The organism is Stenotrophomonas sp. G106K1 (assembly GCF_037969685.1).
In the GTDB taxonomy this organism is placed as follows: domain Bacteria; phylum Pseudomonadota; class Gammaproteobacteria; order Xanthomonadales; family Xanthomonadaceae; genus Stenotrophomonas; species Stenotrophomonas lactitubi.
In genome coordinates this window covers 89371-115302 of the sequence record NZ_JBBPFR010000014.1, presented here as the reverse complement: position 1 = coordinate 115302, position 25932 = coordinate 89371, and the positions used below count along the sequence as shown (strand labels likewise).

At 66.4% G+C, this 25932-nt stretch carries 22 protein-coding genes; 11 read left to right on the top strand and 11 right to left on the bottom strand.

Annotated elements, in window-relative coordinates; all coding sequences use genetic code 11:
• Window positions 1–203: 203 nt before the first annotated feature.
• Together pdxY and WKB25_RS13710 are read left to right on the top strand one after the other, a co-directional pair.
• Complete coding sequence (gene pdxY, locus WKB25_RS13715; RefSeq protein WP_059063846.1) at window positions 204–1112, top strand: pyridoxal kinase; 909 nt, start codon at window positions 204–206, stop codon at window positions 1110–1112.
• Window positions 1109–2233, top strand: a complete 1125-nt coding sequence (locus WKB25_RS13710) for a prephenate dehydrogenase (RefSeq protein ID WP_340571217.1) — start codon at window positions 1109–1111, stop codon at window positions 2231–2233. The genes pdxY and WKB25_RS13710 overlap by 4 nt, the downstream gene beginning before the upstream one ends.
• A 168-nt stretch (window positions 2234–2401) precedes the next feature.
• On the opposite strand, the gene WKB25_RS13705 is transcribed toward WKB25_RS13710, so the two are convergent.
• The 5 genes from WKB25_RS13705 to WKB25_RS13685 form a co-directional block, all read right to left on the bottom strand.
• Window positions 2402–2596 (bottom strand): hypothetical protein, encoded by a 195-nt coding sequence (locus tag WKB25_RS13705; protein ID WP_088101408.1) that lies wholly within the window; start codon window positions 2594–2596, stop codon window positions 2402–2404.
• Between the two features lie 68 nt (window positions 2597–2664).
• Window positions 2665–4443, bottom strand: coding sequence for an ABC transporter transmembrane domain-containing protein (locus tag WKB25_RS13700; protein ID WP_340571215.1), 1779 nt, complete (start codon window positions 4441–4443; stop codon window positions 2665–2667).
• Complete coding sequence (locus tag WKB25_RS13695; RefSeq protein WP_340571214.1) at window positions 4436–5032, bottom strand: YigZ family protein; 597 nt, start codon at window positions 5030–5032, stop codon at window positions 4436–4438. The genes WKB25_RS13700 and WKB25_RS13695 overlap by 8 nt, the downstream gene beginning before the upstream one ends.
• A gap of 34 nt (window positions 5033–5066) precedes the next feature.
• Window positions 5067–6089: a hypothetical protein gene (locus WKB25_RS13690; RefSeq protein WP_340571213.1), complete on the bottom strand. Its 1023-nt coding sequence runs from the start codon at window positions 6087–6089 to the stop codon at window positions 5067–5069.
• Window positions 6086–6604, bottom strand: a complete 519-nt coding sequence (locus tag WKB25_RS13685; RefSeq protein ID WP_340571222.1) for an RNA polymerase sigma factor — start codon at window positions 6602–6604, stop codon at window positions 6086–6088. Before WKB25_RS13685 ends, WKB25_RS13690 begins: the two co-directional genes overlap by 4 nt.
• A 247-nt stretch (window positions 6605–6851) precedes the next feature.
• Between WKB25_RS13685 and WKB25_RS13680 the strand changes: the two genes are divergently transcribed.
• Window positions 6852–9698 carry an EAL domain-containing protein gene (locus tag WKB25_RS13680; RefSeq protein WP_340571211.1) on the top strand — a complete coding sequence of 949 codons (2847 nt, stop codon included), beginning with the start codon at window positions 6852–6854 and terminating at the stop codon, window positions 9696–9698.
• Window positions 9699–9717: 19 nt separating this feature from the next.
• Here WKB25_RS13680 and WKB25_RS13675 read toward each other — a convergent pair whose 3' ends face one another.
• A complete protein-coding gene (locus WKB25_RS13675; RefSeq protein WP_025875132.1) occupies window positions 9718–10311 on the bottom strand; it encodes a TIGR00730 family Rossman fold protein in 594 nt (197 codons plus the stop codon).
• A 202-nt stretch (window positions 10312–10513) separates the two neighbouring features.
• Window positions 10514–12010, bottom strand: coding sequence for an aminotransferase class III-fold pyridoxal phosphate-dependent enzyme (locus WKB25_RS13670; protein ID WP_340571210.1), 1497 nt, complete (start codon window positions 12008–12010; stop codon window positions 10514–10516).
• A gap of 246 nt (window positions 12011–12256) precedes the next feature.
• On the opposite strand from WKB25_RS13670, the gene queA reads away from it, so the two are divergent.
• The 6 genes from queA (at window position 12257) to fabV (ending at window position 19765) form a co-directional block, all read left to right on the top strand.
• Complete coding sequence (queA, locus tag WKB25_RS13665) at window positions 12257–13288, top strand: tRNA preQ1(34) S-adenosylmethionine ribosyltransferase-isomerase QueA (RefSeq protein WP_340571221.1); 1032 nt, start codon at window positions 12257–12259, stop codon at window positions 13286–13288.
• An 88-nt stretch (window positions 13289–13376) separates the two neighbouring features.
• On the top strand, window positions 13377–14507 hold the full coding sequence (gene tgt / locus WKB25_RS13660; protein ID WP_025875126.1) for a tRNA guanosine(34) transglycosylase Tgt: 1131 nt from the start codon (window positions 13377–13379) through the stop codon (window positions 14505–14507).
• 136 nt (window positions 14508–14643) lie between these two features.
• Window positions 14644–14988 (top strand): preprotein translocase subunit YajC, encoded by a 345-nt coding sequence (yajC, locus tag WKB25_RS13655; RefSeq protein WP_025875124.1) that lies wholly within the window; start codon window positions 14644–14646, stop codon window positions 14986–14988.
• Window positions 14989–15049: 61 nt separating this feature from the next.
• Entirely contained in the window at window positions 15050–16906 is a 1857-nt protein-coding gene (secD, locus tag WKB25_RS13650; protein WP_340571208.1) for a protein translocase subunit SecD, read from the top strand.
• A 15-nt stretch (window positions 16907–16921) separates the two neighbouring features.
• Window positions 16922–17902 carry a protein translocase subunit SecF gene (secF, locus tag WKB25_RS13645; RefSeq protein WP_025875120.1) on the top strand — a complete coding sequence of 327 codons (981 nt, stop codon included), beginning with the start codon at window positions 16922–16924 and terminating at the stop codon, window positions 17900–17902.
• A gap of 603 nt (window positions 17903–18505) precedes the next feature.
• Window positions 18506–19765 carry an enoyl-ACP reductase FabV gene (gene fabV / locus WKB25_RS13640; protein WP_340571207.1) on the top strand — a complete coding sequence of 420 codons (1260 nt, stop codon included), beginning with the start codon at window positions 18506–18508 and terminating at the stop codon, window positions 19763–19765.
• 114 nt (window positions 19766–19879) lie between these two features.
• On the opposite strand, the gene WKB25_RS13635 is transcribed toward fabV, so the two are convergent.
• The 3 genes from WKB25_RS13635 to WKB25_RS13625 form a co-directional block, all read right to left on the bottom strand.
• Window positions 19880–21949 carry an EAL domain-containing protein gene (locus WKB25_RS13635; protein WP_340571206.1) on the bottom strand — a complete coding sequence of 690 codons (2070 nt, stop codon included), beginning with the start codon at window positions 21947–21949 and terminating at the stop codon, window positions 19880–19882.
• 91 nt (window positions 21950–22040) lie between these two features.
• Entirely contained in the window at window positions 22041–23225 is a 1185-nt protein-coding gene (locus WKB25_RS13630; RefSeq protein WP_340571205.1) for an NAD(P)/FAD-dependent oxidoreductase, read from the bottom strand.
• The gene (locus WKB25_RS13625; RefSeq protein WP_025875114.1) at window positions 23222–23770 is read right to left on the bottom strand and encodes a YaeQ family protein; all 549 of its coding nucleotides are present in this window, start codon (window positions 23768–23770) and stop codon (window positions 23222–23224) included. Before WKB25_RS13625 ends, WKB25_RS13630 begins: the two co-directional genes overlap by 4 nt.
• Before the next feature lie 180 nt (window positions 23771–23950).
• Between WKB25_RS13625 and WKB25_RS13620 the strand changes: the two genes are divergently transcribed.
• Complete coding sequence (locus WKB25_RS13620) at window positions 23951–24820, top strand: pseudouridine synthase (protein ID WP_340571204.1); 870 nt, start codon at window positions 23951–23953, stop codon at window positions 24818–24820.
• Window positions 24821–24833: 13 nt separating this feature from the next.
• On the opposite strand, the gene WKB25_RS13615 is transcribed toward WKB25_RS13620, so the two are convergent.
• The gene (locus tag WKB25_RS13615; protein WP_340571203.1) at window positions 24834–25322 is read right to left on the bottom strand and encodes a YaiI/YqxD family protein; all 489 of its coding nucleotides are present in this window, start codon (window positions 25320–25322) and stop codon (window positions 24834–24836) included.
• A gap of 304 nt (window positions 25323–25626) precedes the next feature.
• Between WKB25_RS13615 and WKB25_RS13610 the strand changes: the two genes are divergently transcribed.
• The gene (locus tag WKB25_RS13610) at window positions 25627–25836 is read left to right on the top strand and encodes a cold-shock protein (protein ID WP_025875108.1); all 210 of its coding nucleotides are present in this window, start codon (window positions 25627–25629) and stop codon (window positions 25834–25836) included.
• Window positions 25837–25932: the final 96 nt, after the last annotated feature.

Here is a 25932-nt window from a genome sequence, read left to right as displayed (position 1 = left end):
CTGTGGGTTTGCGGGGTGTGAGCCGCATGGATGCGGCGACCAAGCCTCCATGGACGGATTCACGGCGTCCCCGCAAACCCACAGTGCCCCGCCATTCCTCGGAGTGCCGCTGTTGCTGTTGCCTCGGCTTTGGCTGTGGCTGTTGCCTCTGCAGGTGCAGGGCGCAGCCCTGCCGAAAACCCCCTTGGGCGTAGAATGCGGGCATGAGCGAATCCCTCGACAACCACCTGGTCCACGGCCGCCGCCAGCGGCCCGACGGCCCTTCGCCGATCGATGTCATTTCGGTCCAATCACAACTGGTCTACGGCCATGCCGGCAACAGCGCCGCGCTGCCGCCGATGCGCGCGCTCGGCGTGCGCGTGGCCTCGATCCCGACCACGCTGCTGAGCAATGCGCCGTTCTACGAGACCACCCGTGGCCGTGTGCTGCCCAGCGACTGGTTTGCCGACCTGTTGCTCGGCACGCACGAACGTGGCCTTCCGCAGCGGGCGAAGATGCTGGTGTCCGGCTATTTCGGCAGCGCCGCCAATGGGGCCGCGTTTGCCGATTGGCTGGACGAGATCCTGCCGGCATGCCCGCAGCTGCGCTACTGCCTGGACCCGGTGATCGGCGATACCCACACCGGTCCCTACGTGGAGCCAGGCCTGGAGGCGATCTTCGCTGAACGCCTGCTGCCGCATGCCTGGCTGGTTACCCCGAATGCCTTCGAACTCGGTCGCCTGACCGGCATGCCGGCGCTGGCCGAAGCCGATGCCATCGCCGCCTCGCGTGCGCTGCTGGCGCGCGGTCCGCAATGGGTGCTGGCACACAGCGTCGGCGGCAATCCGGGCGAGCTGGTGACGCTGGCTGTGGGTCGCGAGGAAACCTGGCGCTGGACCTCGCCGCTGCTGCCGGTCGACGTGGCGGGTACCGGCGATGTGCTGATGTCGCTGATGGTGTCCTTCCTGCTGCGCGGTGAGCCGATGCAGATGGCCATCTCGCGTGCCATCGCCGGCACCCATGCGGCGTTGGAGGCGACCCTGGCCCATGGTTTCGAAGAATTCGACGTGATCGCGGCCGCACCGGCGGCCTTGGCTGACGGGATGCGCTTCCGCGCCGAACGGCTGGCATGAGCGAGCTGCACGAACGCACGCCGCGCACGGTCGGCATCGTCGGAAGTGCCGGCGCCTATGGGCGCTGGCTGACCCGCTTCTTCGAACAGCACATGCAGGTGCAGGTGATCGGCCACGATCCGGCTGATCCGGGCTCGCATGCGCCGGAGCAGCTGCTGGAACAGGCCGATGTGCTGGTGTTCTCCGCACCCATCCGGCACACGTCCGCATTGATTGCCGAATACACGCGCCTGTCGGCTGGCCGCGAGCAGGAACGCTTGTGGCTGGATGTGACCTCGGTGAAGGAAGCGCCGGTGCAGGCGATGCTGGCCTCGCGCGCCGAGGTGGTGGGCCTGCATCCGATGACGGCGCCACCCAAGGCGCCGACTCTGAAAGGCCGGGTGATGGTGGTCTGCGAGGCGCGACTGCAGCACTGGCGGCCTTGGGTGGACGCGCTGTGCCTGGCACTGCAGGCAGAGTGCGTGCGGGCCACGCCGCAGCACCATGACCAGATGATGGCGCTGGTGCAGGCGATGGTGCATGCGACCCATCTGGCCCAGGCGGGCGTGCTGCGCGAGTACCAGCCGCAGTTGGGTACGCTGGCGGCGATGCTGCCGTATCGATCGGCTTCGTTCGAACTGGATACGGCGATCATCTCGCGCATCCTGTCGTTGAATCCGGCGATCTACGAAGACATCCAGTTCGGCAATCCCTATGTGGCGCCTATGCTGCAACGCTTGATCGGCCAGCTGCAGACGCTGCAGGCACAGGTCGGGCAGGGCGACGATGCCGCGCGCGGCGCATTCCGCGAACACCTGCTGGGGGCCAACAAGAGTGCCTTCGGTGATCAGGCGCTGGCTGCGGGAAATTACACCTTCGAGCGCGTCGGCTATCTGCTGGCCGACCTGACCGAGCGCAACGCCCTGTCAGTGCATCTGCCTGAAGACCGCGCGGGTTCGTTGCGCGAACTGCTCAACGTGTTCGAGCAGCATGGCATCAGCCTGGCCTCGATCCATTCCTCGCGAACGCCCACCGGTGAGGTGCATTTCCGTATCGGCTTCGTGGCGGGCAGCGAGCGAAGGGCTATCGCCGCCGCCGCCGCCGAGGTGGATGCCAGCGGGATCGGCCGGGTGCTCGCGTAGAAGCATTCATCCACAGGTGGTGTGGATGGCTTCTGCGCAAACATGTGGATAACCAGCTGCAGGCCTTGGCGGGCAAGGCTGTCAAGATGGTTGGTCAAGAAATGACCAACCTATTCTTTGACGGAGCCAACGGCTGAGGCGATCTGGGCTCGGCGCTACAGCGGACCGCTAGATCGACAACCTGACTTCACCGCCGCTGGTGGTGAACTCGCGGCCATTGCGCACCAGCTGGCGTCCGTCGTCGAGTTCATAACGCGGCGTTGTCTCGGAGCCATGCCCGCTGCCGCTGGCCTCGGGCTTGAACTCGATGATGATGTGGCTTTCACCATTGCTGTCGACAGCGGGAAACTGACGGAACGACATGATTGACCTCCTTCAGTGGTTCTTTGCAACGCTGTCAGAATGATCCGACCGCTGTTAGCCGGCCGTCATCAATCGATGAACTGCAGGCGTGCAAGTTCGGCATACAGGCCGCCTTCAGCCAGCAGCTCGGCATGCGTGCCCTCGGCCACGATGCGGCCATGATCCATCACCACGATGCGGTCGGCCTTCAGCACGGTCGCCAGCCGGTGGGCGATGACCACCGTGGTGCGCCCGGCCATCAATCGTTCCAGTGCCTGCTGCACGCCGTGCTCGCTCTGCGCGTCCAGCGCACTGGTGGCTTCGTCAAGCAGCAGGATCGGTGCGTCCTTCAGCAAGGCACGGGCGATCGCCACGCGCTGCTGCTGGCCACCGGACAGCCGGGCACCGCGCTCGCCCAGTTCGCTGTCGTAGCCCTCCGGCAGCGCACGCAGGAAGGCGTCGGCCTCAGCGGCGCGGGCTGCATCTTCCACCTCGGCGTCGCTGGCCTCCAGCCGGCCATAGCGGATGTTGTCGCGTGCACTGGAGGCAAACAGTGTCGGTTGCTGCGGCACCAGCGCGAGCTGTGCGCGAAGCTCGGCCGGATCGACGTCGCGCACATCGATGCCGTCCACGCAGATGCGGCCGGATGCCGGATCGTGGAAGCGCAGCAGCATCGACAGCACCGTGCTCTTGCCGGCACCTGACGGACCGACCAGAGCGACGGTTTCACCCGGTCGCACGTGCAGGTTGAAATGGTCCAGTGCGGCCTGGTCCGGTCGCTGCGGGTAGTTGAACACCACGTCGTCGAAGTGGATTTCGCCACGCAGCGGCTGCGGCAGCGCACGCGGCGTGGCCGGCGCACGGATCTCGATATCTTCCTGCAGCAGCTCGCCGATGCGGCCCATGCCGCCGGACGCGCGCTGCAGTTCATTCCATACTTCGGCCAGTGCGCCGACTGAACCGCCGCCAATCAGCGCGTACAGCACGAACTGGCCCAGCGTACCGGCGCTGAGTCGCCCGTCGATGACGTCGTGCGCGCCCAGCCACAACACACCGACAATCGCGCCGAACACCAGCAGGATGGCGCTGGCGGTGACCAGCGACTGCGCGCCGATGCGCCGACGGGCGGCACGGATCGCATCGCCCAGCGCATGGTCGAAACGGCCGCGTTCATAGGGCTCGCGCGCATGCGCCTGCACCGTGCGCACCGCGCCCAGCGTTTCGCTGGCCAGGCTGTTGGCATCGGCGATGCGGTCCTGGCTGCTGCGCGCGATGGTGCGCAGCTTGCGCGCGCCGATGATGATCGGCAGCACCGCCAGCGGGATGCCGAGCAGCGACCAGGCGGCCAGCCGCGGGCTGGTGACGAACAGCATCGCCAGGCTGCCGACCACGGTGACGCTGCTGCGCAGCGCCACGGACATGGTCGAGCCGACCACGCTGCGCAGCAGTTCGCTGTCGGCGGTCAGGCGCGAAACCAGTTCGCCGCTGCGGCTGCGGTCGTGGAAGCCGGCGCCGAGCTGGATCAAGTGCGCATAGAGGCGGCTGCGCAGATCCGCCACGACCTTCTCTCCGAGCAACGAAACAAAGTAGAAACGCGCGGCCGTCGCCAACGCCAGCACTACCGCGACCAGCATCAGCAGCGCAAAGGCACGGTTGATCTGGCCACCGCTGCTGAAGCCGTGGTCGATCATCTGCTTCACGGCCGGCGGCAGGCTCAGGGTCGCCGCCGAAGAAACGGCCAAGGCCAGCAGCCAGGCGCTGAACAAGCCGCTGTGGCGGCGCACGAACGGCCACAGCGTGCGCAGGCTGCCGAGGCGGCGCAGCGGCGGGGTGGCCGGGTCGGAGGCCGGTGCGTCCTTGTCAGTCATCGAGGGGGTCATCTTGGATACGGATACGATCACGGGTGGCGTCGCGCAGGCGGATTTTCAATGCGTCGACCTGGTCTGCGGGCAATTCCACCCGCAATCTCACGCCATTGGCATCGAACTGTTCATCGCGCTTTTCGGCGGCGTGGGCGGGCAGGGCAGCGTGCAGCGCGCCCAGGTCCTCGAATCCAGCCAGCAGTTGCAGCCGCGCCATCGCCACCAATGGCAGGCGCGGCGCGGCGCGCAGGCATTCGGCAGCGGCGCCGCCGTAGGCGCGGACCAGGCCGCCGGCGCCCAGCTTGATGCCTCCGAACCAGCGGGTGACCACCACCATCACCCGGTCGAATCCCTGGCCATCAATGGCTGCCAGGATCGGCCGGCCAGCGGTGCCGGCCGGCTCGCCATCGTCGCTGGAGCGATAGTCCTGGCCGTGCCGGTAGGCCCAGCAGTTGTGGGTCGCATCGGCCACGGCCACGTCCTGTAGAAATGCCAGCGCAGCAGACGCACCCTTGATCGGCGCGGCATGCGCGATGAAGCGGCTGTGCTTGACGTCCAGGGTGTGGCTGACCGGTTGGGCGAGGGTATCGGGCATTCCCTTCATTCTACGGGCTTGCCGCCGACGTGCTTCAGTCGTCCAGCAATGGCCGCACATCCTTTGGCAGGCGCGCCTCTGGATAGGTCTGCAGGTAACGCTCCAGGCTCGCCCGGGCCAAGTCACGCTGGCCGGCATCGCGACGCTCGCGGATCTTCTGCAGCCATTGCCGGCGGGGCAGCCCGGCGTCGGCCTGCACTTCAGCCTGCACGGCCTCCGCGCTGAGGCCGGTATCGCTGGCGCGGCGCATGACGCCAGGTGCGGTTCTGCCAGCCGCGTCCTGCTTGGCTGCGGTGAGTTCGATGCGGTCTTCGGCCGTGGCCTGTGCGGAGGGCGCTGCTTCTGCCGTTGCTGCGGTGGCCTTGCGCGCCCTCATCGCCGCAGCAGGAGTCGCAGCAGGAGCCGCAGCAGGAACCGCAGGAACTGCAGGTGCCGCTGCAGATGCAGGCGCCGAATAGGCTTCGGGTGCGGGTGGCGCTGCCGCAGGCATGGCAGGCTCGGCAAAGGCCGTGTCGGCGGCAGGCGCAGGTGGTGGTGCCGGCGCCATCATCGGGGCAGGCAACTGCCGCGGTGCTACGGGCGCAGGTTTCGGCACGTCTGCGATGGCCACTGCCGGAGCCGGTGCTGCCTCAGCCGCCGCAGGTGCCGGTGCTGCTGTCGGTGCAGGTGCCGGTTCGATGGCCGCGACATCGGCGGCCGCGCTGTCGTAGGCCATGCCTTCGGCGCTCGCATCGGCCGCCATTTCCTGTGCGGCCGGCGCGGTGGCAACCGCCTCCGCAGGGGCCGACGGCGGCTCTGGACGCATCTGCCAGGCAATGCCTACGGCGAACACCGTCGATGCGGCTACGCCGAATACGGCCGGCCAGCGGTGGCGCGGGCGCAGCGTGCGCGGTGCCGCCGGCAGCGGAATCGCCTCAGGGGCCGGCGCCTCCACGGCCGCACGCGCGGCGGCCAGGATCGCCGCGTCCAGCGCCGGCGGCGGGCTCTGTTCGGTGCGGCGCCCAAGCAGGCGTGCCAGCTCGCGTTCTTCCGGCGTCAGTGCATCGTCTCGGTTCATGCGTTCAGTCCCGCACGCAGCTTGTCCATCGCATAGCGCAGCCGCGATTTCACGGTTTCCCGGCCAACGCCGGTGATCTGGCCGATCTCCTCCAGGCTCAGTTCCTGTTCCAGCCGCAGCTGCAGCACTTCACGCTGTTCTGCGGGCAGCTCTTCCATCGCCAGTTGGATGCGGCGACGTTGTTCGAATTCGGACAGTTCCGCTTCCGGGGTCTGCGCATCCTCCAGCGCGGCCAGGCGCAGATCGGCATCGGCCGGTGAAGGGGGGCGATGGCGGGCGGCGCGCCAGTGGTCATTCAGGCGGTTGTGGGCAATGCGGAACAGCCAGGTGCTGAAGGCCGCGTCGGCCTGCCAGCCGGCCCGTGCGCTGATCACCCGTTGCCAGACGTCCTGGAACATCTCCTCGGCCAGCGCGTTGTCGCGCAGCTGCCGCAGCAGGAAGCCGAACAGGCGCTTGCGATGACGTGCATACAGGCTTTCGAACGCGTGCACGTCACCGGCGGCCCAGGCCAGCATCAAGGCTTCATCGGTTGGCAGGGCGCTGGCATCCACGCCGTACAGGGTAAGCCCTGCGGGCGGTGGCGCATAGCCGGCGATGGCGTGGGACAGGGCGACAGTCACGGCGGGAATCGGGAGAGGATCGACAGGAAAAACGCCCGACGGCACGTTTCGGGGTTAGCGGGCTTCCATTGCCCCCCGGGTGGCGCGCTATGCTCGGTAATTCAGGGGAGGCGGCGCTCAGGCGGCGCCAAGAGAACGTCATTTGTCCACCGAAGCCGACCGCGCGCTGGAAGCGTCAAACAACGAGCCTGTGCTGAGCGCGGCGCTGGTGCGCGCGCTGCATGCGCTGCTGCCGGAAACGGCGGTCGTGCGCGTCGGTTGGGACGATCCGCAGCTCGGCAGCGGGCAGGGCGGTTGGCCGATCGGTGGCGGCGGCCAGGACGTCTGGCAGCCCTTGGCCGACCATGCCGAAGGCCGTCATGACTGGGAGTACGACGGTGCCCGCCTGTTGCTGTCGGTGCGCGGGGCGACACCCTCTCCGGCCTGGTGGGGGCTGGCACGGCAGGCGATGGAGCTGGCCTTGCAGCGCGACCGCCAGGCGGGTCAGATCAAGGCGCTGGAACAGGCCGAGCGGTTGCAGCAGGCCTTGTTCCAGATTGCCGACCTGGCCGGTGCCGACCTGGAAATGGGCGAGATGCTGCGCCACGTGCATGGCGTGCTGGGCACATTGATGTATGCGCAGAACTGCTACATCGTCGAGTATGACGATGCCCGCCGGCAGATCCGCTTCCTGTACTTCGCCGACCAGGTCGATGACTTCATTGCCGATCCTGCACAGAGTTACGACATCGACCAGATGCCGCGCAGCCTGACAGTGGCGTTGCTGCGGCATGGCCGGCCGCTGAGCGGGCCTTCGCGCGAACTGCTGGCGCGGGTAGACCAGGAGCACGACCCGCAGCGCGGCCCGGAAAGCCTGGACTGGCTGGGCGTGCCGATGCTGCGCGATGGCCGCGTGTGTGGTGCGATCGTGGTGCAGAGTTACGAGCATGCCGACCGCTACGGCGAAGCCGAACGCGCGCTGTTGGGTTTTGTCGCCCAGCACGTGCAGACCGCCATGGACCGCCGCCAGGCGCAGGTGCGGCTTGAGCAGCAGGTCGAGCGGCGCACGCAGGAACTGCAGCGCGCCAATCTAAGCCTGCAGGATGAAGTGGCCGAGCGCCGCCGCGCCGAGCAGCTGCAGACCGCGCTGTACAACATCGCCGAAATGGCGATGTCGGCCGACAGCCTGGCGCAGTTCTACGGGCAGGTGCACGGCGTGGTCGGGCGCTTGCTGGACGCGCGCAACTTCTATATCGCGCTGGTCAATGCCGAGGGCGATGGGCTGGATTTCGTCTATTCGGTAGATGAGCACAACGCGAGTCGTGCACCGCGTGCGTTCAGTCGCGGCCTGACCGAATATGTGGTCCGCCATCGGCGCCCCCTGCTGGCCTCGCGTGCACAGATCGATGCGCTGCTGGAAACCGGCGAGGTGCGCGAATCCGGCGCACGTTCGCAGTGCTGGCTCGGCGTGCCGCTGCTGCGCGACGACGAAGTGGTCGGTGCGATTGTGGTGCAGAGCTACACCGAGCAGATCGCGTTCAGCGTGCATGACCAGCGCCTGCTGATTTTCGTCGCGCAGAACATCGGCACCGGTCTTGCGCGCCAGCGCGACCAGCAGCGCCTGCGTTCGGCGCATGCCGAGCTGGAAAAACGGGTGGAAGAGCGCACCCGCGAACTGGGCGAGGTCAACGAAAAGCTGCTGGGCCAGATCGGCGAACGCCTGCGCGCCGAGCAGCGCCTCACCCATCAGGCCATGCACGACGCGTTGACCGGGCTGCCCAACCGCCTGCACCTGCTGGACAGGCTGCAGGATGCGCTGGCGCTGGCCCGGCGCGAAGGCGGCCCGGTGTTCGCAGTGCTGTTCCTGGACCTTGACCGCTTCAAGCTGGTCAACGACAGCATCGGCCACGCCGCCGGTGATCGCATGCTGGTGGAAGTGGCCAAGCGCATCGTATCGATGGCGGGCGACAACGACGTGGTGGCGCGCCTGGGTGGCGATGAGTTCGCCGTGCTGCTGCAATGCCCGGATGGACTGGCGCAGGCCCTGGATTTCGGCCAGCGGTTGTTGTTGGCACTGCAGGAGTCGATGTGGATCGCCGGTCGGGAGCTGTTTCCCTCCGGCAGCCTGGGCATCGCCTTGTGGAACCCGCGTTATCGCACCGGTGAAGAACTGCTGCGTGACGCCGATGCGGCGATGTACCGGGCCAAGGCGCAGGGCCACGACCGCTGCTCGATCTTCGATGAGGAGATGCGCGAGCAGGCGCTGCGCAGCCTGGATCTTGAGGCCGACCTGCGGCGGGCGATCAACAACCGTGATTTCGTGCCGTTCTACCAGCCGATCGTGCGCCTGTCCGACGGCGAGGTGGTCGGCCACGAGGCCCTGCTGCGCTGGAAGCACGAGCGCCGTGGCCTGCTGCTGCCGGGCGCGTTCCTGGAACTGGGCGAGGAAAGTGGCCTGATCGAGCAGGTCGATTGGCTGATCTATGAGCAGGTCATTGCCGGCCTTGCCGACGGCGGGCGTGGCTATGTTTCGGTCAACGTGTCGCCACGGCATTTCCGCTCCGCCGAGTTCAGCGCGCGGCTGTATGGCTTGCTGGAGGCGTGCAATGCGGACCCGCGGCGGCTGCGGCTGGAGATCACCGAGGTCGCGCTGCTCGACGACAGTCCGCACACGCTGCGCATCCTGAAGGGCCTGCGTGAAAGTGGCATCCAGGTGCAGCTGGATGATTTTGGTACGGGCTTCTCGGCGCTGTCCTACCTGCACCGTTTCCCGATCAGCACATTGAAGATCGACCAGAGCTTCATTGCCGGCCTGCACGGCCCGGAGGCGCAGAGCACGCGCGCGCTGGTCGAAGGCGTGCTGTCACTGGCACGCACGCTGGGCATCGAGACGATCGGCGAAGGCATCGAGACCGAGGCGCAGCGTGACACGCTGTTTGAGCTCGGCTGCGACTACGGCCAGGGTTACCTGCTGGGCCGGCCGGCACCGTGGACGCGCGCGGCGGCCTGAGCCACCGCGCACGCAACCTTCAACGCAGCGCCGCGCGGCGCTTCTCGTCGATCCACTTCGAGGCCTGGGCCGGCTGGTAGTTCTTCATCCAGGCCAGCATCTCCTCGATGTCCGACCCGTACCACAGGTCCTGGCGCTGCTCGGGGTGCAGGAAGCGCTCTTCCACCATGCGATCGATCATGCCGATCAGCGGTGCGTAGAAGCCGTCCACGTCGAGGAAGGCGCAGGGCTTGTTGCCGATGCCGAGCTGGCGCCAGGTCAGCATCTCGAAGATCTCTTCCATGGTGCCGAAGCCGCCGGGCAGGGCGACGAAGCCGTCGGACAGATCGAACATGCGCGACTTGCGCTCATGCATCGAACCGACGATCTCCAGTTCGGTCAGGCCGCGATGGGCCACTTCCCAGTCGGCCAGCTGGCGCGGAATCACGCCGGTGACCTCACCGCCGGCGGCGAGCACGGCATTGGCCACGGTGCCCATCAGGCCGACATTGCCGCCGCCGTACACCAGACGCATGCCGTCGCGGGCGATGCGATCGCCCAGCGCAATGGCGCGTTCGGTGTAGACCGGCTTGCTGCCAGCGTTGGAACCGCAGTACACACAGATCGACTTCATGGATCTTCCTGTCTTGGCCGGAAACGAAAACGCCCCGCCGTCGACCAGTGGAGCCGGTCGCAGGGCGGGGTGTCCGGGCAATTATGAGGCCTTGCCGTTGTTCTCTGTAGCGCCGGGCCATGCCCGGCGGTATTTCGTTCAGATCACGGCCAGTCCGTCAGCCTTTCAGCAGGGCAGCGCCCGGCTCTACGAAGGTCTGCGGTTACGCAGCGGCAGCCTGTTCGCGGCGGGGCCCTTCACGCAGCGCGCGGCCCACCATGCCCACCAGCAGGTCCAGCTCGCTGCTGTCCATGCCGAAGTGCGGGGTGAATCGCAGTGAGTTCTCGCCGCCGTGGATCACGTTGATGCCGTGCTGGCGCAGCCATTCCTCGGTGGAATTGGCGCCATAGCACTTGAACTGCGGCGCCAGCTCGCAGGAGAACAGCAGGCCGGTGCCCTGCACCTTGGTGATCAGGCCGCCCAGCTCGTTCTTCAGCTGCTCCAGTTTGCGCACCGCCTCGGCGCCACGCTCGGAAATCGCCGCGCGGACCTGCGGGGTCAGCTGGGCCAGGGTGGCGCAGGCCACGTCCAGCGCACGCGGGTTGCTGGTCATGGTGTTGCCGTAGATGCCCTTGCGGTACAGCTGCGCGGCGTGCTCGGTCACTGCCAGCACCGACAACGGATACTGTGCAGCGTTCAGCGCCTTGGAATAGGTCTCCATGTCCGGCGCATCCAGGCCTTCGAAGCCCGGATAGTCGACCACCGACAGCACGCCATGGGCGCGCAGGCCGGCCTGGATCGAGTCCAGCAGCAGCAGGCTGCCGTGGGCACGGGTCAGTTCGCGGGCCAGCGCATAGAAGGCCGGCGGCACGGAGCGGCCCGGGTCACCTTCACCCATCACCGGCTCCAGGAACACCGCTTCGATGAACCAGTTGTTGTGCGCGGCATCCTCGAACACCTTGCGCAGGCCGGCTTCGTCGTACGGCGCGACGGTGATCACCGACTCCTCGCCACGGTAGCTTGCCAGGTGCTGCATGTAGGTCTTGCGGCTGGAATCGGAATACAGCGCCGGGCGGTCGGTACGGCCGTGGAAGCTGCCCTTGATGACCACGCGCTTGATTGCCGCACCGGCATGGCGGGCGCCCGGGTCGGTCTGCAGCTTGGCGTTGACGTCGGCGATGCGCGCAGCCAAGCCAACCGCTTCCGAACCGGAATTCAGGCACATGAAGCGCGTAAAGGGGCAGCCGCCACGACGGTGGCCGATCTCGGCCCGCAGCGCGGTGATGAAGCGCTGCTGGGACAGGCTGGGGGTCATGATGTTGGCCATCACCTGCGGCCGTGACATCGCCTCCATGACTGCATCGGGGGTATGACCGAAGCCGAGCATGCCGTAGCCACCGGCGTCGTACAGCACCGCGCCCTTCAGGGTGACCACCCACGGGCCGCGTGCGGCCAGCGCCACATACGGGGTCACCGCATCATCGGCGTAGAAATTGACGAAGCCGTCCTGCATGGCATCGATCTGCGCCTGCTCATCCTGTGCCAGCAGCGGCCCCAGCTCGGCCTGCACGCGCGCGAATTCGGCAGCAGCGGCATCGACTGCGGCAACCAGTTGCGGATGGTTGGCGGCGAGGGCGGTCAGGGTTGCGTCATCCAGGCCGTTGGTGAGGCGGGTGCCGGGCTGGGCGCGGAGGGGGGCGAGGCGTTCGATGAAGCTCATTGCAGATCTCCTGAAACGTTGGGTCGCACGGGCCTTCAAAAGCAAAACGCGCGTCTTCACGCGCGCTTGGGGCGGGCTCGTGCAGCGGACTTCCTCGTCGATGCTAGCACTTGTTTTTTTGCGCGATAACCCCGCAAAAGACTGCTGCATAGCAGCATTTTGCCCGACGTTCGAAGTCCGCTGCGCAGGCTCGCAGACGCTGGACGTACAATGCGCGCCATTGTCGACCTGTTGCCGTCCACTGCCTTGAAGAAGTCCGATTTCCATTACGAACTGCCGGCCGAACTGATCGCCCAGGCCCCCTTGGCCGAACGCTCGGCGAGCCGCCTGCTGCTGGTGCCGCCGGCGCCGGCTGCCTTCACCGACCTGCAGGTACGCGACCTGCCGTCGCTGCTGCAACCGGGCGACCTGCTGGTGTTCAACGACACCCGCGTGATCCCGGCGCGCCTGTTCGGGCAGAAGGCCAGCGGTGGCCGCGTGGAGATCCTGATCGAGCGCCTGCTTGGCGGCCAGCAGGCGAGGGCCCAGGTGGGGGCCAGCAAGTCGCCGAAGGCTGGCAGCCGCATCGCCCTGGATGCCGGCGGCGAAGCCGAAGTGCTCGGCCGCGATGGCGAGTTCTACCTGCTGCAGTTCCATGTGCCGGAGTCGCTGGAACAGTGGCTGCTGCACGCTGGCCGGCTGCCGTTGCCGCCTTACATCCAGCGCGAGCCGGGCGTGGATGACCGCGAGCGCTACCAGACCGTGTTCGCCCGCGAAGTGGGCGCGGTGGCGGCGCCGACCGCCGGCCTGCATTTCGATGAAGCGCTGCTGGCGGCGCTGAAGGACAAGGGCGTGGATTTCGGCCACGTCACCCTGCACGTGGGCGCAGGCACGTTCCAGCCGGTGCGCGCCGACGACCTGAAGGACCACGTGATGCACCGCGAGTGGCTGAACGTGGGTGCAGAGCTGGTGCAGCAGGTGCGACGCGCGCGCGCGGCGGGTGGCCGGGTGATCGGGGTCGGCACCACCGTGGTGCGCGCGCTGGAAAGCGCGATGCGCGATGGCGAATTGCTGCCGTTCGCTGGCGAAACACAGATCTTCATCACCCCGGGCTACCGGATCCGCAGTGTCGACGCGATGGTGACCAACTTCCATCTGCCCGAAAGCACGCTGCTGATGATGATCTCGGCCTTTGCCGGCAAGGAGCGGGTGTTCGAGGCCTATCAGCACGCCATCGAGCAGCGCTACCGGTTCTTCAGCTACGGCGACGCGATGCTGCTGTTCCCGCAGCCGGGCTGAGAGGGCGGGGCACCCTTGTGGGGGCGCACCTTGGTGCGCACGCCTTCTTGGGAGACAATGGGCGACTATTTGCCCGAACGACCGCTCCATGTCCCGATTGCAGTTCCAGCTCCAGACCCGTGATGGCCGCGCCCGCCGTGGCCGCCTGACCTTCCCGCGTGGCACGGTGGAAACGCCGGCCTTCATGCCGGTGGGGACCTATGGCTCGGTCAAGGGCATCCTGCCGGACCAGGTGCGGGCACTGGGCGCCGAGATCATCCTCGGCAACACCTTCCACCTGTACCTGCGCCCGGGCCTGGACATCATCGCCGACCATGGCGGCCTGCACGGCTTCTGCCGCTGGGATGGGCCGATCCTGACCGACTCCGGCGGCTTCCAGGTGTTCTCGCTGGCCCACCGCCGCAAGATCACCGAGCAGGGCGTGACCTTCGCCTCGCCGACTGACGGTGCCCGCGTGTTCCTGGGGCCGGAAGAGAGCATGAAGATCCAGAAGGTGCTCGATTCGGACGTGGTGATGATCTTCGACGAGTGCACGCCGTACCCGGCCACCGAAGACGTCGCCCGCCGCTCGATGGAGCTGAGCCTGCGCTGGGCCCAGCGCAGCCGCAACGCGCATGATGAACTCGGCAACGACGCGGCCCTGTTCGGCATCGTCCAGGGCGGGGTGCATACCGACCTGCGCAGCCGTTCGGCCGAGGCCCTGCAGGGGATCGGCTTCGACGGCTATGCCATCGGCGGCCTGGCCGTGGGTGAGCCGGAAGACGAGCGCAACGCCATGCTCGACCATCTGGACCCCGAGCTGCCCGCCGACCGTCCGCGCTACCTGATGGGCGTGGGCCGTCCTGAAGACCTGGTCGAGGGTGTCGCACGTGGCGTGGACATGTTCGATTGCGTGATGCCGACCCGGAATGCGCGCAACGGCCACTATTTCACCTCGTTCGGTACCGTCCGCATCCGCAATTCGCAGTACGCGCGGGACATGGACCCGATCGAGCCGGGCTGTGGCTGCGTGGCCTGCGCCGGCGGTTATACCCGCTCGTACCTGCGCCATCTGGACCGCTGCAACGAGATGCTGGCGCCGATGCTGGGCACCCAGCACAACCTCTTCTATTACGAAAAACTGATGGCCGACATCCGCGCAGCCATCGAGGCGGGAACCTTCCTGGCCTTCCGCGAGTCCTTCTACGCAGCACGCGGGGCGGTAGCGCCGCCCCTGTAAACCCGCAGCACCCCCTGCCAAACGGCCCAAGGACGAACGCCCGGGGCCGTGGCATACTTCAAGGCTGACCCAGATCCGCGGTCGACACCTCGTGCCCGTGAAACGGCCGAAGCGCCGCCCAACCAAAGGACCAACGATGAACCTGCTTGCCTTCCTGATTCCCGCCGCCCACGCCCAGGCCGCTGGCGGCCAACCGCAGGGCATGGGCCTGACCACGCTGCTGTTCCCGATCATCCTGATCGCCATCATGTACTTCCTGATGATCCGCCCGCAGATGAAGCGGCAGAAGGAGCACAAGGCCATGCTGGAGAAGATCAAGCGCGGCGACGAAGTGCTGACCAACGGCGGCATCGCCGGCAAGGTCACCGATATCGGCGACAACTTCGTCACCGTCGAAGTGGCCGAGAACGTGCGCATCCGCGTGCAGAAGGGTGCTGTCGGCAGCGTGCTGCCGACCGGTACCCTGGATTCGGCCAAGTAAGCCACTCCCTTTCTGAAGCACAACCGCGGCGCCGGGGATGGCGCCGCGCGGGACCCAAGCAATGCTCGAATTTCCACGCTGGAAGTACGTCGTCATCGTGATCGTACTGGCGCTCAGCACGCTGTACGCACTGCCCAACATCTACCAGAAGGACCCGGCCATCCAGATCACCGCCAACCGTGGCGGGCAGATCGACGATGCGCTGCGCGACCGTGTGCTGGCCGACCTGAAGAAGGCCGGTGTCACCACGATCGGCGCAGAGAAGGAAGGGGACAGCCTGATCGTCCGCCTGTCGGACCTGAAGTCGCAGTCTGCCGCCAGCGATGCGCTGCGTGACAGCGTGGGCGAGAACTACACGGTTGCCCTGAACCTGGCCTCGACCGTGCCGGACTGGCTGGCCAAGCTCGGCGGCCGCCCGATGGTGCTGGGCCTGGACCTGCAGGGCGGCGTGCACTTCGTGCTGCAGGTCGACCAGAAAGCCGCGCTGGACAAGCGCCTGGATGCCTACACCGAGGACGTGCGCAGCACCCTGCGTGATGCGCGCATCGCCTACCAGTCAGTCGAGCGTCGTGCCGACAACACCATCGTCGCCAACCTGAGCCCGTCGGCCGGCGAAGACGCCGGTACCCGTGCCCGTGCCGCGCTGGCCAAGGCGCAGCCGACCCTCGGCTATGACGTCAGTGGCAACCGCATCACGGTCTCCATTCCGGAAGCCGAGATCGCGCAGATCGCCAACGGCGCCATCGAGCAGAACATCAACACCCTGCGCAACCGCGTGAACCAGCTCGGCGTGTCCGAGCCGATCATCCAGCGCCAGGGCGCTGACCGCGTGGTGGTGCAGCTGCCGGGTGTGCAGGACACGGCAGAAGCCAAGCGCATGATCGGTGCCACTGCCACCCTGGAATACCGGGCGGTTGTGGACGGCAACGCGCAGGATGCCATAGCCTCGGGTCGTATCCCGCCGGAAGCCAAGGTCTACCAGCGTCGTGACAACGGCGGTCCGGTGCTGCTGAACAAGCGCGTGATCGTCACCGGTGACCAGATGGTGGCCGCGCAGGCGGTGACCGATTCCACCAGTGGCACCCCGGCAGTCAGCGTGACGCTGAACAATGTCGGTGGCCAGCGCATGTTCGACTTCACCAGCGCCAACGTGAACAAGCCGATGGCTGTGGTCTACACCGAGCGCGTGCCGACGGTGACCGTCGTCGACGGTGAGGAAGTGCGTGGCTTCAAGGTCAACGAGGAAGTCATCTCGGTGGCCAACATCAACGGCGTGTTCGGCAAGAACTTCCAGACCACCGGTCTGCAGAAGAAGGAAGCCGAGGACCTGGCCAAGCTGCTGAAGTCGGGCTCGCTGGCTGCGCCGATGGATTTCGTCGAAGAGCGCGTGGTCGGCCCGAGTCTGGGTGCTGAGAACGTCAAGAACGGCATCACCGCGGTGGTCTACGCGTTCATGTTCACCCTGGTGTTCTTCACCATCTACTACCGCATGTTCGGCCTGATCACCTCGGTCGCGATGCTGTTCAACCTGCTGATCGTGGTGGCGGTGATGTCGCTGTTCGGCGCGACCATGACCTTGCCGGGCTTCGCCGGCCTGGCGTTGTCGGTCGGTCTGTCGGTCGACGCCAACGTGCTGATCAACGAACGTATCCGTGAGGAGCTGCGTGCCGGCGTGCCGGGCAAGACCGCGATCGTGACCGGTTACGAGCGTGCGTCGGGCACCATCCTCGACGCCAACCTGACCGGCCTGATCGTCGGTGTGGCGCTGTTCGCATTCGGTACCGGTCCGCTGAAGGGCTTCGCGCTGACCATGATCATCGGTATTTTCGCTTCCATGTTCACCGCGATCACCGTATCGCGTGCACTGGCGACGCTGATCTACGGCCGTCGCAAGAAGCTCCAGAACGTGGCCATCTGACGGGACGACACGCACATGAAACTGTTTCCGCTGCACATCCTCCCGAACGATACCAAGATCGACTTCATGCGCTGGCGCCATGTCGCGATGGTCGTCACGATCATCGTGTTCCTGGCATCGATCGGCATCATCGGCTTCAAGGGCTTCAACTACGCTCTGGACTTCACCGGCGGCACCCTGATCGAAGCCCGCTTCGAACACGCGGTGGACGTCGAGGACGTCCGCAGCAAGCTTGAGCAGAACGGCTTCGACGGCGCCCAGGTGCAGAGCGTCGGTGGCAACACCGACCTGCTGATCCGCCTGGCCCCGCACGGTGAGCATGCTCCGGGTACCGGCGGCGCCTCTGCCGAGGACAAGGCCACTGCTGCGGCCGTGGTCAAGGCGGTCTCTTCGGCCGACAACCAGGCCACGGTGCTGCGCAACGAGTTCGTTGGCCCGCAGATCGGCAAGGACCTGGCGATGAATGGCCTGTACGCCACCATCTTCATGCTGGCCGGCTTCCTGATCTACATCGCGGTGCGCTTCGAATGGAAGTTCGCGGTCACCGCCAGCATCGTGGCCATGTTCGACTTGATCGTGACGGTGGCTTACGTGTCGCTGCTCGGCCGTGAGTTCGACCTGACCGTGCTGGCCGGCCTGCTGTCGGTGATGGGTTTTGCGATCAACGACATCATCGTGGTGTTCGACCGTGTCCGTGAGAACTTCCGCAGCCTGCGCGTGGAGCCGATGGAAGTGCTGAACCGTTCGATCAACCAGACGCTGTCGCGTACGGTGATCACGGCGGTGATGTTCTTCCTGTCTGCGCTGGCCCTGTACCTGTACGGCGGCAGCTCGATGGAAGGCCTGGCCGAGACGCACATGATCGGTGCGGTGATCGTGGTGCTGTCCTCGATCCTGGTCGCCGTGCCGATGCTGACCGTGGGTGCCCTGCGCGTAACCAAGCAGGACCTGCTGCCCAAGGCCAAGGACGTCGAGGCCCTGGCCCGCCGTCCGTAAGCCTCTGCTGCACGCAGTACACAGAGGACCCCGCGCAAGCGGGGTTTTTTGTTGGCAGGGCTGCGCCCTGCACCTGCCGAGGCAACAGCAACAGCGGGCATTCCGTGGATTGGCGGGACGGTGTCGGATTGCGGGGACGCCGCAAGTACGTCCCTGTAGGCTTGGCAGCCGCATCCATGCGGCTGACACCCCGCACTCCGACACCGCCCCACCTTCGACAGTTGGCCGGCGGCCAGTAGATCCACGCCATGCGTGGATGAAATCTGTCAGATATCGAAACAAATCTGACTCCACGAGCCGTTCCAACAGCTCGCAGGAAACTGTCGAAGGCGGTGGGGGGGCGTTTGCGGGGGGCACTTCATGGATGGGTTTACGGCGTCCCCCACGACCGGACCCACCCCGCCACCCCACGGATAGCTGGCTTTTGACGTTGACGTTGCCTCCGCAGGTGCAGGGTGCAACCCTGCAAAACACCACCACCCTACGGCAGCGTCGGTTGTGCAATCGACCCCTGCGCACTACGATCCTGCGGTTCGCGCGCACACGCGTGCCCGTATTCCTGCTGAGCGCCCCGTGCGCCGCATCTGCCAACCCGAGGTCTTCATGGTCATCAAACCGCGCGTCCGCGGCTTCATCTGCGTCACCACCCATCCGACCGGCTGCGACGCCGCCGTCAAGCAGCAGATCGACTACATCCGTGCGCGTCCGCCGATCCAGAACGGCCCCAAGCGCGTGCTGGTGATCGGCGCCTCGACCGGTTACGGCCTCGCCGCGCGCATCACCGCCGCCTTCGGCAGTGGCGCTGCAACCCTGGGTATCTTCTTCGAGCGCCCGGGCAGTGAAACCAAGCCGGGCACGGCGGGCTGGTACAACTCGGCGGCGTTCCACAAGTACGCCGACGAAGCCGGCCTGTATGCCAAGAGCATCAACGGCGATGCGTTCTCCGACGAGGTGAAGGCGAAGACCATCGAGATGATCAAGGCCGATCTCGGCCAGGTCGATCAGGTGGTCTACAGCCTGGCTGCGCCGCGCCGCAAGCATCCCAAGACCGGCGAGATCATCAGCTCCACGCTGAAGCCGATCGGCGAGCCGATCACCCTGCGTGGTCTGGATACGGACAAGGAAGTGCTGACCGAAACCCACCTGCAGCCGGCGACCCCGGAAGAAATCGCCGGCACCGTCGCGGTGATGGGCGGTGAGGACTGGCAGATGTGGATCGACGCGCTGGCCGATGCCGGTGTGCTGGCCAATGGTTGCACCACCACGGCCTTCACCTACGTGGGCGAAGAGATCACCCAGGCGATCTACTGGAATGGTTCCATTGGTGCCGCCAAGAAGGATCTGGACGACAAGGTGCTCGGCCTGCGCGAGAAGCTGGCCAGGATCGGCGGCGATGCGCGCGTGTCGGTGCTGAAGGCGGTGGTGACCCAGGCCAGCTCGGCCATTCCGACCATGCCGCTGTACCTGTCGCTGCTGTTCAAGGTGATGAAAGAGAAGGGCACCCACGAAGGCTGCATCGAGCAGCTCGATGTGCTGTACGACATCCTGTACGGCGCCAAGGCCGATGGCGTGGCGGTCGATCGCCTGCGCCATGATCTGGTCGACGGCGATGGCCACACCATCGCGCTGATCGATGAAGAAGGTCGCCTGCGCGCCGACTACAAGGAAATGGCGGCTGACGTGCAGGGTGAGGTGCTGGCGCTGTGGCCGCAGGTGACCAACGAGAACCTGTACGAGATCAGCGACCTGGCCGGCTACAAGGCCGATTTCCTGCGCCTGTTCGGTTTCGGTGTCGAAGGCGTCGATTACGAAGCCGACGTCAACCCGGACGTGAAGATCGACAATCTGGTCGATCTGACCTGATTGAAAAGGCCGGCGCAAGCCGGCCTTCTCTATTGGTAGCGCCGGGCCATGCCCGGCGAGCGTAGCGGTCTGCAGGCCATCCGCCGGGCATGGCCCGGCGCTACCGTCGAGGTATCAACCGAATTCGAAGTTCATCGCCGGCGCCGCCGGGCCGACGAAATCGCCCTGCACGTAGTCCACGCCGGCACTGAACAGCAGGGTCATCGAGTTGGCGTCGCTGACGAACTCGGCGATGGTGCGGATGCCGGCTTCCTGCGCGCGTGCGGTGATCTGGCTGACCCGGTCGATGTTCTCGCGGGTGGCGGCCAGGTCGCTGGTGAAGCCGCGATCGAGCTTGAGGAACTGCGGCTGGAAGTGAGCCAGCAGCTGGAACGAATCCAGGCCCGAGCCGAACTGCTCCAGACCGATCCGGCAACCGAGCGGCGCCACTTCGGCCAGGAACTGCTGGGCGCTGCGCAGGTGGGTGAACACCTTCGACTCCGGCGCATGCAGCCACAGGCGTTCGCCCGGCACGCCGTGTGCCTGCAACTGCTGGCGCAGGGTGGCGATCATCTTCGGATCATCGAACGATTCCGGCGTGACCTTCACCAGCATCTGCGTGGGATGACCCCCGCGCGCACGCGCGCCCAGTACCGTGATCGCCTGCGAGACGACCCAGCGGTTGATGTCCGCCAGCAGGCCGTGTTCTTCGGCGATGCCGAGGAACGCGGTCGGGCTCAGCAGCTCTCCGTTGTGTTCCAGCCGCAGGTAGGCTTCATACAGCTCCAGCGACTCGCCCTGCAGGTTCAGCACCGGCTGGTAATGCAGCTGGAAGCCATCGCCTGCCAATGCTTCGCGGATACGCGCGACCCAGCGCTGCACGCGCTCTTCCTCCACGCGATCGACAGCGGCCGGGTCGAAGATGCGGCAGGTATTGCCGAGCGCGGCAGCGGCCTGCGTACATTCACTGGCGCGCGCCAGCACCTGGCCGATGCTGGCGATCTTCTCGCCCACCTGCACCCCGCCAATACTGACGGTTACCGTAGCCGAACGTGCACCGATGCTGAAGACGTGCGCGGCGTAGGCTTCGCGGATGCGCTCGGCCAGGGCCACGGTCTGCGCATAGGGACCGGACTGCAGTACGGCGAAACTGTGTTCGCCGAAACGGGCCAGCTGCGCGTCCTCGCCAACCACGTCGGCCAGCAGGGCGGCGAGGGCGCCGATCAGGGCGTCGGCCGAGGCCAGTCCAATGTCGGGGAGCAGGCGTGCGTAATGGTCCGGTTCGACCATCAGCAGGCCGAACTGACCCTCGCTGCGCCCGGCCTGGGCAACCGCGTCCTCCACCTGCAGCATGAAGGTCGGGCGGTTGAGCAGGCCGGTGACCTGGTCGCGCTGGCGCAGGTCTTCAACCTCGCGCGCCAGCTCCGGGTCGAACTCCATGCGCCGGCGGAACACCACCTGCAGGCACGATTCGCCCTCGTAGGTGGCCGCGGTGAACTCCATCGTCGCTGGGAAGGCACTGCCATCCTGGTGGCGGGCATCGAGCTGGTACTGCGGTGGTGGCGCTTCGCCGCGGCTGAGTGACTTCAGCAGCTGCTTGAAATCATCCACGTGCTGGGCGGCGACCATGTCCAGCAGCGAGATGCCTTCGACCTCCTCGAAATCCTCGTAACCGAACATTTCCAGGTAGGCATCGTTGGCGCGGATGTGCATGCCTTCGTGGACATAGGCAATCGGCTCGCGCGAAGAGGCGATCAGCGCGTCACAGCGACGCTCGGTCTCGCGCATCTGCGCTTCGATCCGGCGCAGGCCGCGGCGCGCCTGCAGGTCGACCCACTGGTCGCGGACCACCGCCAGCAGGTGTTCGGCGCGCTGGCGCAGAGCGAGGGCGCGAACCCCGTTGCTGCTGGCCTGTACCAGTTCGTCCTCGTCGATGCGCTCGGCCAGCAGCACCAGCGGGATGTCCTTGCCGCTGGCGGCGATGTGCTGGGCCACCAGTGGCAGCGGGATGCTCTGCGAGGGCGCAGCCAGCACCAGGTCGATCGCCTGGCTGGCCAGTACCTGCGACAGCTCGGCCGAATCCTGCGGGCGCCATGGGCGCACGGCGATGCCGCTGTTGCGCAGGGTGCTGACGATGGCTTCGGCGTTCTCGCCGCTGTCATCGACGATCAGCAGGCGGATGGTGATGTCGTTCGCGTTCTGCATGCACTGTTCCCCAATCTGCAAATCTAGATACACGATGCGTGGCGGCGCGTCCATGCGCGCAACGCTTGCGTGCCCGGAACGGCGATGCGGTTCACACCACGCAGCCGGCCGCGTGCCCGCTGGCCCAGGCCCACTGGAAGTTGTAGCCGCCCAGCCAGCCGGTCACGTCCAGCACCTCGCCGACGAAATGCAGGCCAGGCAAGCGCTTGGATTCCAGCGTCGACGACGAGACCTCATTGGTATCGACACCGCCAAGGGTGACTTCGGCGGTGCGGTAGCCCTCTGTGCCGCTGGCCACCAGCGGGAAGGCTGAAAGCACCTGTGCTGCCTTGCGCAGGTCCGGCTCGTCCAGCTGACGTACCGGGCGGTCAGGCAGCCAGTGCTCGCACAGGCGCTGCGCCAGCCGCTTGGGCAGCACATCGCCCAGCACCGTACGCAGTTCTGCGGCGGGGCGTTCGCGCTTCATCTGGCGTAGCCAATCGGCGGCATCCTGGCCGGGCAGCAGATCCAGTGACAGCGCGTCACCGGGCTGCCAGAACGAGGAAATCTGCAGGATGGCCGGGCCACTGACGCCGCGATGGGTCAGCAGCATGAAGTTGCGGAAGCTGGTGCCGTTGCAGTTGGCCTCGACCGGCAGAGCGACGCCGCTGAGCTCGGCCAAGCGCTCCTGGTGGGTACCGCTGAGCGTCAATGGCACCAGGCCGGCGCGGGTGGGCAGCAGTTGGTGGCCGAACTGGCGCGCGATCTCGTAGCCGAACCCGGTTGCACCAAGACTGGGAATGGACAGGCCGCCGGTGGCCACCACCAGCGAGGCGCAATGGAACAGGCCGTGCGTGGTGTGCACGCGGAAGCCGTCAGTGCCGTGCTCGATGCGCTCCACGCTGCACTGCGTGCGGATCTGCACGCCCGCCTGCTGGCATTCGTCCACCAGCATCTTCACGATCTGCTTGGACGAGACATCGCAGAACAGCTGGCCCAGCTCTTTTTCGTGATAGGCGATGCCGTGGCGTTCGACCATCTCGATGAAGTGGTAGGGCGAGTAACGCGCCAGTGCCGATTTGCAGAAATGCGGATTGGCCGAGAGAAAGTTGGCCGGGGTGGTGCCGGTGTTGGTGAAGTTGCAGCGGCCGCCACCGGACATCAGGATCTTCTTGCCGACCTTGTTGGCGTGGTCGATGACGTGCACATGCCGGCCTCGCTGGCCCGCCGTGATCGCGGTCATCAGCCCGGCTGCGCCGGCACCGATCACCAGCACGTCGCAGCGGATCGTGCTCATGCCTTGGCGCGCTTTCGCCAGTTGGGGATCACGTCCAGCTGCATCTGATCGTTGAGCAGCTGCACTTCGGCGTCCTGGATCAGCACGCTCCAGCGCATCGCACGCTGGATCTGCTGGCCCCACAGGTCGACGAATCCGCCGTCCAGGTCGACCACCGACAGGTTGTCGAAGCGGGCCAGGCCCTTGCCCTGCTTCTGCCACCAGATGTCCGACGCATTGCCGCCGTAGTTGACCACCTGCACCTGTCGGCTGCGGTTGCTGGCCTTGCGGATGCGGGACTCGTCCGGATGGCCGAGGTCGATCCACTGCAGGATGTCGCCGGTGTAGTCGTGTTCCCACAGGTCCGGCTCGTCGTCGGTGCTCAGGCCGCGGCCGAATTCCAGGCGGTCGCCAGCGTTCAGCGCGAAGGCGAGCAGGCGCACCATCAGGCGTTCGTCGGTTTCAGACGGATGCTGGGCCAGGGTCAGGTTGTGGGTCGCGTAGTAGCCGCGATCCATGTCGCTGATCTGCAGTTCGGCCTTGCGGATGGTGGCGGTGAGGGCCATGAAGATCCAGAGGGGTAAAGACCGTCAATGATAGAGGTTTGCCCCGGGGGTGTCCGGTATGGGGGTGTCGGCAGGGCGCGATCGGTGGCACGCTGGCTACCCTGCTTCTTCCGGCTTGCCCTGCCGTATGTCCCGTTCACGTCCGCGCCCCCTGCAGATCGACGGCGCCACGACCGCGCCATGACCACGCCCAGCCGACTGCAGCTGCCGCCCGGTAACTGGGTTTCCCTGCTGGAGGGGCTGTGCGCGCGCTTCCCGCGCATCGACCGGTTGCAGTGGGAGAGCCGCTTCGCGCGGGGGCGGGTGCAGGACGCGCAGGGCAGGGCGCTGGCGGCCGACATGCCGTGGCAGGTGGGGCTGGAGATCCGCTACTTCCGTGAAGTAGTCGACGAGCCGGTGATTCCCTTCGTGGAGACCATCCTCCATCACGACGCGCACCTGCTGGTGGCTGACAAGCCGCACTTCCTGCCGACCGCGCCTGCCGGTGCCTTCGTGCGCGAAACCCTGTTGGCGCGTCTGGTCGAACGCACCGGCAACGCCGATCTGGTGCCGTTGCATCGGCTGGACCGGCTGACGGCCGGTCTGGTGTTGTTCTCCACCCGGCCAGAAACGCGCGATGCCTACCAGCGCCTGTTCCGTGAGCGCCGCATCCAGAAGACCTACGAGGCGCTGGCACTGGCCTTGCCCGATCTGCGGTTTCCGCTGGAGCGGCACAGCCGGTTGCAGCCAGGGGAGCCGTTCTTCCGGATGGTTGAAGGTCCCGGCGAACCGAATGCGCGGACCCGTATCGAGGTCATCGATGCGCATGGCCCGGTCTGGCGCTACCGGCTTGTGCCGGAATCCGGACGCAAGCATCAGCTGCGCGTCCATATGGCTGCGCTCGGTGCGCCGATCCTGGGCGACGGGTTCTACCCGCAGCTGCAGGACCGGCCGCAGGGTGAGGGCGAGCCGCCGTTGCAGCTGCTGGCGCAGGCACTGGCCTTCGATGATCCGCTTACGGGCCAGCGACGCAGCTTCCGCAGTGCGCGCACCTTGAGCGTTTCCGGCTGAGGTGCAGCTGGATTCACCTGTTCGGGCGGCGCGCCAGCCAGCGGTCCAGCTCGGCAGCGAACAGCTGGCGGTCGCGCGCACCCAGAGGGGGCGGCCCACCGGTCTGCACGCCCGCGCCGCGCAGTTCTTCCATGAAATTGCGCATCGACAGCCGCTCGGCCATGTTGTTGGGGGTGTACAGCTGGCCACGCGGGTTCAGCGGCACACCCTTCTTCTCCAGCACCAGCGCGGCCAGGGGGATGTCCTGGGTGACCACCAGATCGCCGGCGGCCACCCGCTCGACAATGGCGCTGTCAGCCACGTCCAGCCCCTGCGGCACCTGGATCGAGCGCAGCCAGCGCGACGGCGGGGTGCGGATCCATTGGTTGGCGACCAGGGTCAGCTCGACCCCCACCCGTTCAGCGGCGCGGAACAGGATGTCGCGAATGACGACAGGGCAGGCGTCTGCGTCCACCCAGATGCGGGGGAGCAGGGGTTCAGCTCGGGTTTCAGCTTCAGTCATTTACCCAGTGTAGGGTAGGAAAAACCTGAATGGGCCCCCGGGTTTAGCCTCGATCTGGTGCAACCCCTTGCCCTGCCTAGGGGCCGGCCGTTTGTCGCTGAATATCAAAGCTATCGCTTTTTACTCAAAACACGCGTATCGTCTGGCCCACTGTGTTTGCTAGGGTCACCGTGAATCGTGGCCTGGTGCAGTTGATCTCACGATCCGCTCATCGATCCGCTTTACCAACGCCTGCAACTCAGTCTCGGCCCCGATACCCGGTGGCTGCGATTTTTTTCAACATGTGTTTCAGGAGTTAGTAAATATGTCTGATCGTCAGACCGGCACTGTCAAGTGGTTCAACGACGCCAAGGGCTTCGGCTTCATCACCCCGGAAAGCGGCCCGGACCTGTTCGTGCATTTCCGCGCGATCCAGGGCACCGGCTTCAAGACCCTGCAGGAAGGCCAGAAGGTTACCTTCGTCGCCGTCCAGGGCCAGAAGGGTATGCAGGCTGACCAGGTGCAGGCGGTCTAATCCGTCTGCTACCGTTTGGTAGCCAGAACGCCGGGAGCGAAAGCTCCCGGCGTTTTTCGTTATGGGCTTCTGGTAGCGTCGAGCCAGGCCTGGCTC

Bases quoted from the DNA above. Each gene is read 5' to 3' on its own strand.
- pdxY (WP_059063846.1), top strand. From the start codon at position 204: ATGAGCGAATCCCTCGACAACCACCTGGTCCACGGCCGCCGCCAGCGG.
- WKB25_RS13710 (WP_340571217.1), top strand. From the start codon at position 1,109: ATGAGCGAGCTGCACGAACGCACGCCGCGCACGGTCGGCATCGTCGGA.
- WKB25_RS13705 (WP_088101408.1), bottom strand. From the start codon at position 2,596: ATGTCGTTCCGTCAGTTTCCCGCTGTCGACAGCAATGGTGAAAGCCAC.
- WKB25_RS13700 (WP_340571215.1), bottom strand. From the start codon at position 4,443: ATGACTGACAAGGACGCACCGGCCTCCGACCCGGCCACCCCGCCGCTG.
- WKB25_RS13695 (WP_340571214.1), bottom strand. From the start codon at position 5,032: ATGCCCGATACCCTCGCCCAACCGGTCAGCCACACCCTGGACGTCAAG.
- WKB25_RS13690 (WP_340571213.1), bottom strand. From the start codon at position 6,089: ATGAACCGAGACGATGCACTGACGCCGGAAGAACGCGAGCTGGCACGC.
- WKB25_RS13685 (WP_340571222.1), bottom strand. From the start codon at position 6,604: ATGCTGGCCTGGGCCGCCGGTGACGTGCACGCGTTCGAAAGCCTGTAT.
- WKB25_RS13675 (WP_025875132.1), bottom strand. From the start codon at position 10,311: ATGAAGTCGATCTGTGTGTACTGCGGTTCCAACGCTGGCAGCAAGCCG.
- WKB25_RS13670 (WP_340571210.1), bottom strand. From the start codon at position 12,010: ATGAGCTTCATCGAACGCCTCGCCCCCCTCCGCGCCCAGCCCGGCACC.
- tgt (WP_025875126.1), top strand. From the start codon at position 13,377: ATGTCCCGATTGCAGTTCCAGCTCCAGACCCGTGATGGCCGCGCCCGC.
- yajC (WP_025875124.1), top strand. From the start codon at position 14,644: ATGAACCTGCTTGCCTTCCTGATTCCCGCCGCCCACGCCCAGGCCGCT.
- secD (WP_340571208.1), top strand. From the start codon at position 15,050: ATGCTCGAATTTCCACGCTGGAAGTACGTCGTCATCGTGATCGTACTG.
- secF (WP_025875120.1), top strand. From the start codon at position 16,922: ATGAAACTGTTTCCGCTGCACATCCTCCCGAACGATACCAAGATCGAC.
- fabV (WP_340571207.1), top strand. From the start codon at position 18,506: ATGGTCATCAAACCGCGCGTCCGCGGCTTCATCTGCGTCACCACCCAT.
- WKB25_RS13635 (WP_340571206.1), bottom strand. From the start codon at position 21,949: ATGCAGAACGCGAACGACATCACCATCCGCCTGCTGATCGTCGATGAC.
- WKB25_RS13630 (WP_340571205.1), bottom strand. From the start codon at position 23,225: ATGAGCACGATCCGCTGCGACGTGCTGGTGATCGGTGCCGGCGCAGCC.
- WKB25_RS13625 (WP_025875114.1), bottom strand. From the start codon at position 23,770: ATGGCCCTCACCGCCACCATCCGCAAGGCCGAACTGCAGATCAGCGAC.
- WKB25_RS13620 (WP_340571204.1), top strand. From the start codon at position 23,951: ATGACCACGCCCAGCCGACTGCAGCTGCCGCCCGGTAACTGGGTTTCC.
- WKB25_RS13615 (WP_340571203.1), bottom strand. From the start codon at position 25,322: ATGACTGAAGCTGAAACCCGAGCTGAACCCCTGCTCCCCCGCATCTGG.
- WKB25_RS13610 (WP_025875108.1), top strand. From the start codon at position 25,627: ATGTCTGATCGTCAGACCGGCACTGTCAAGTGGTTCAACGACGCCAAG.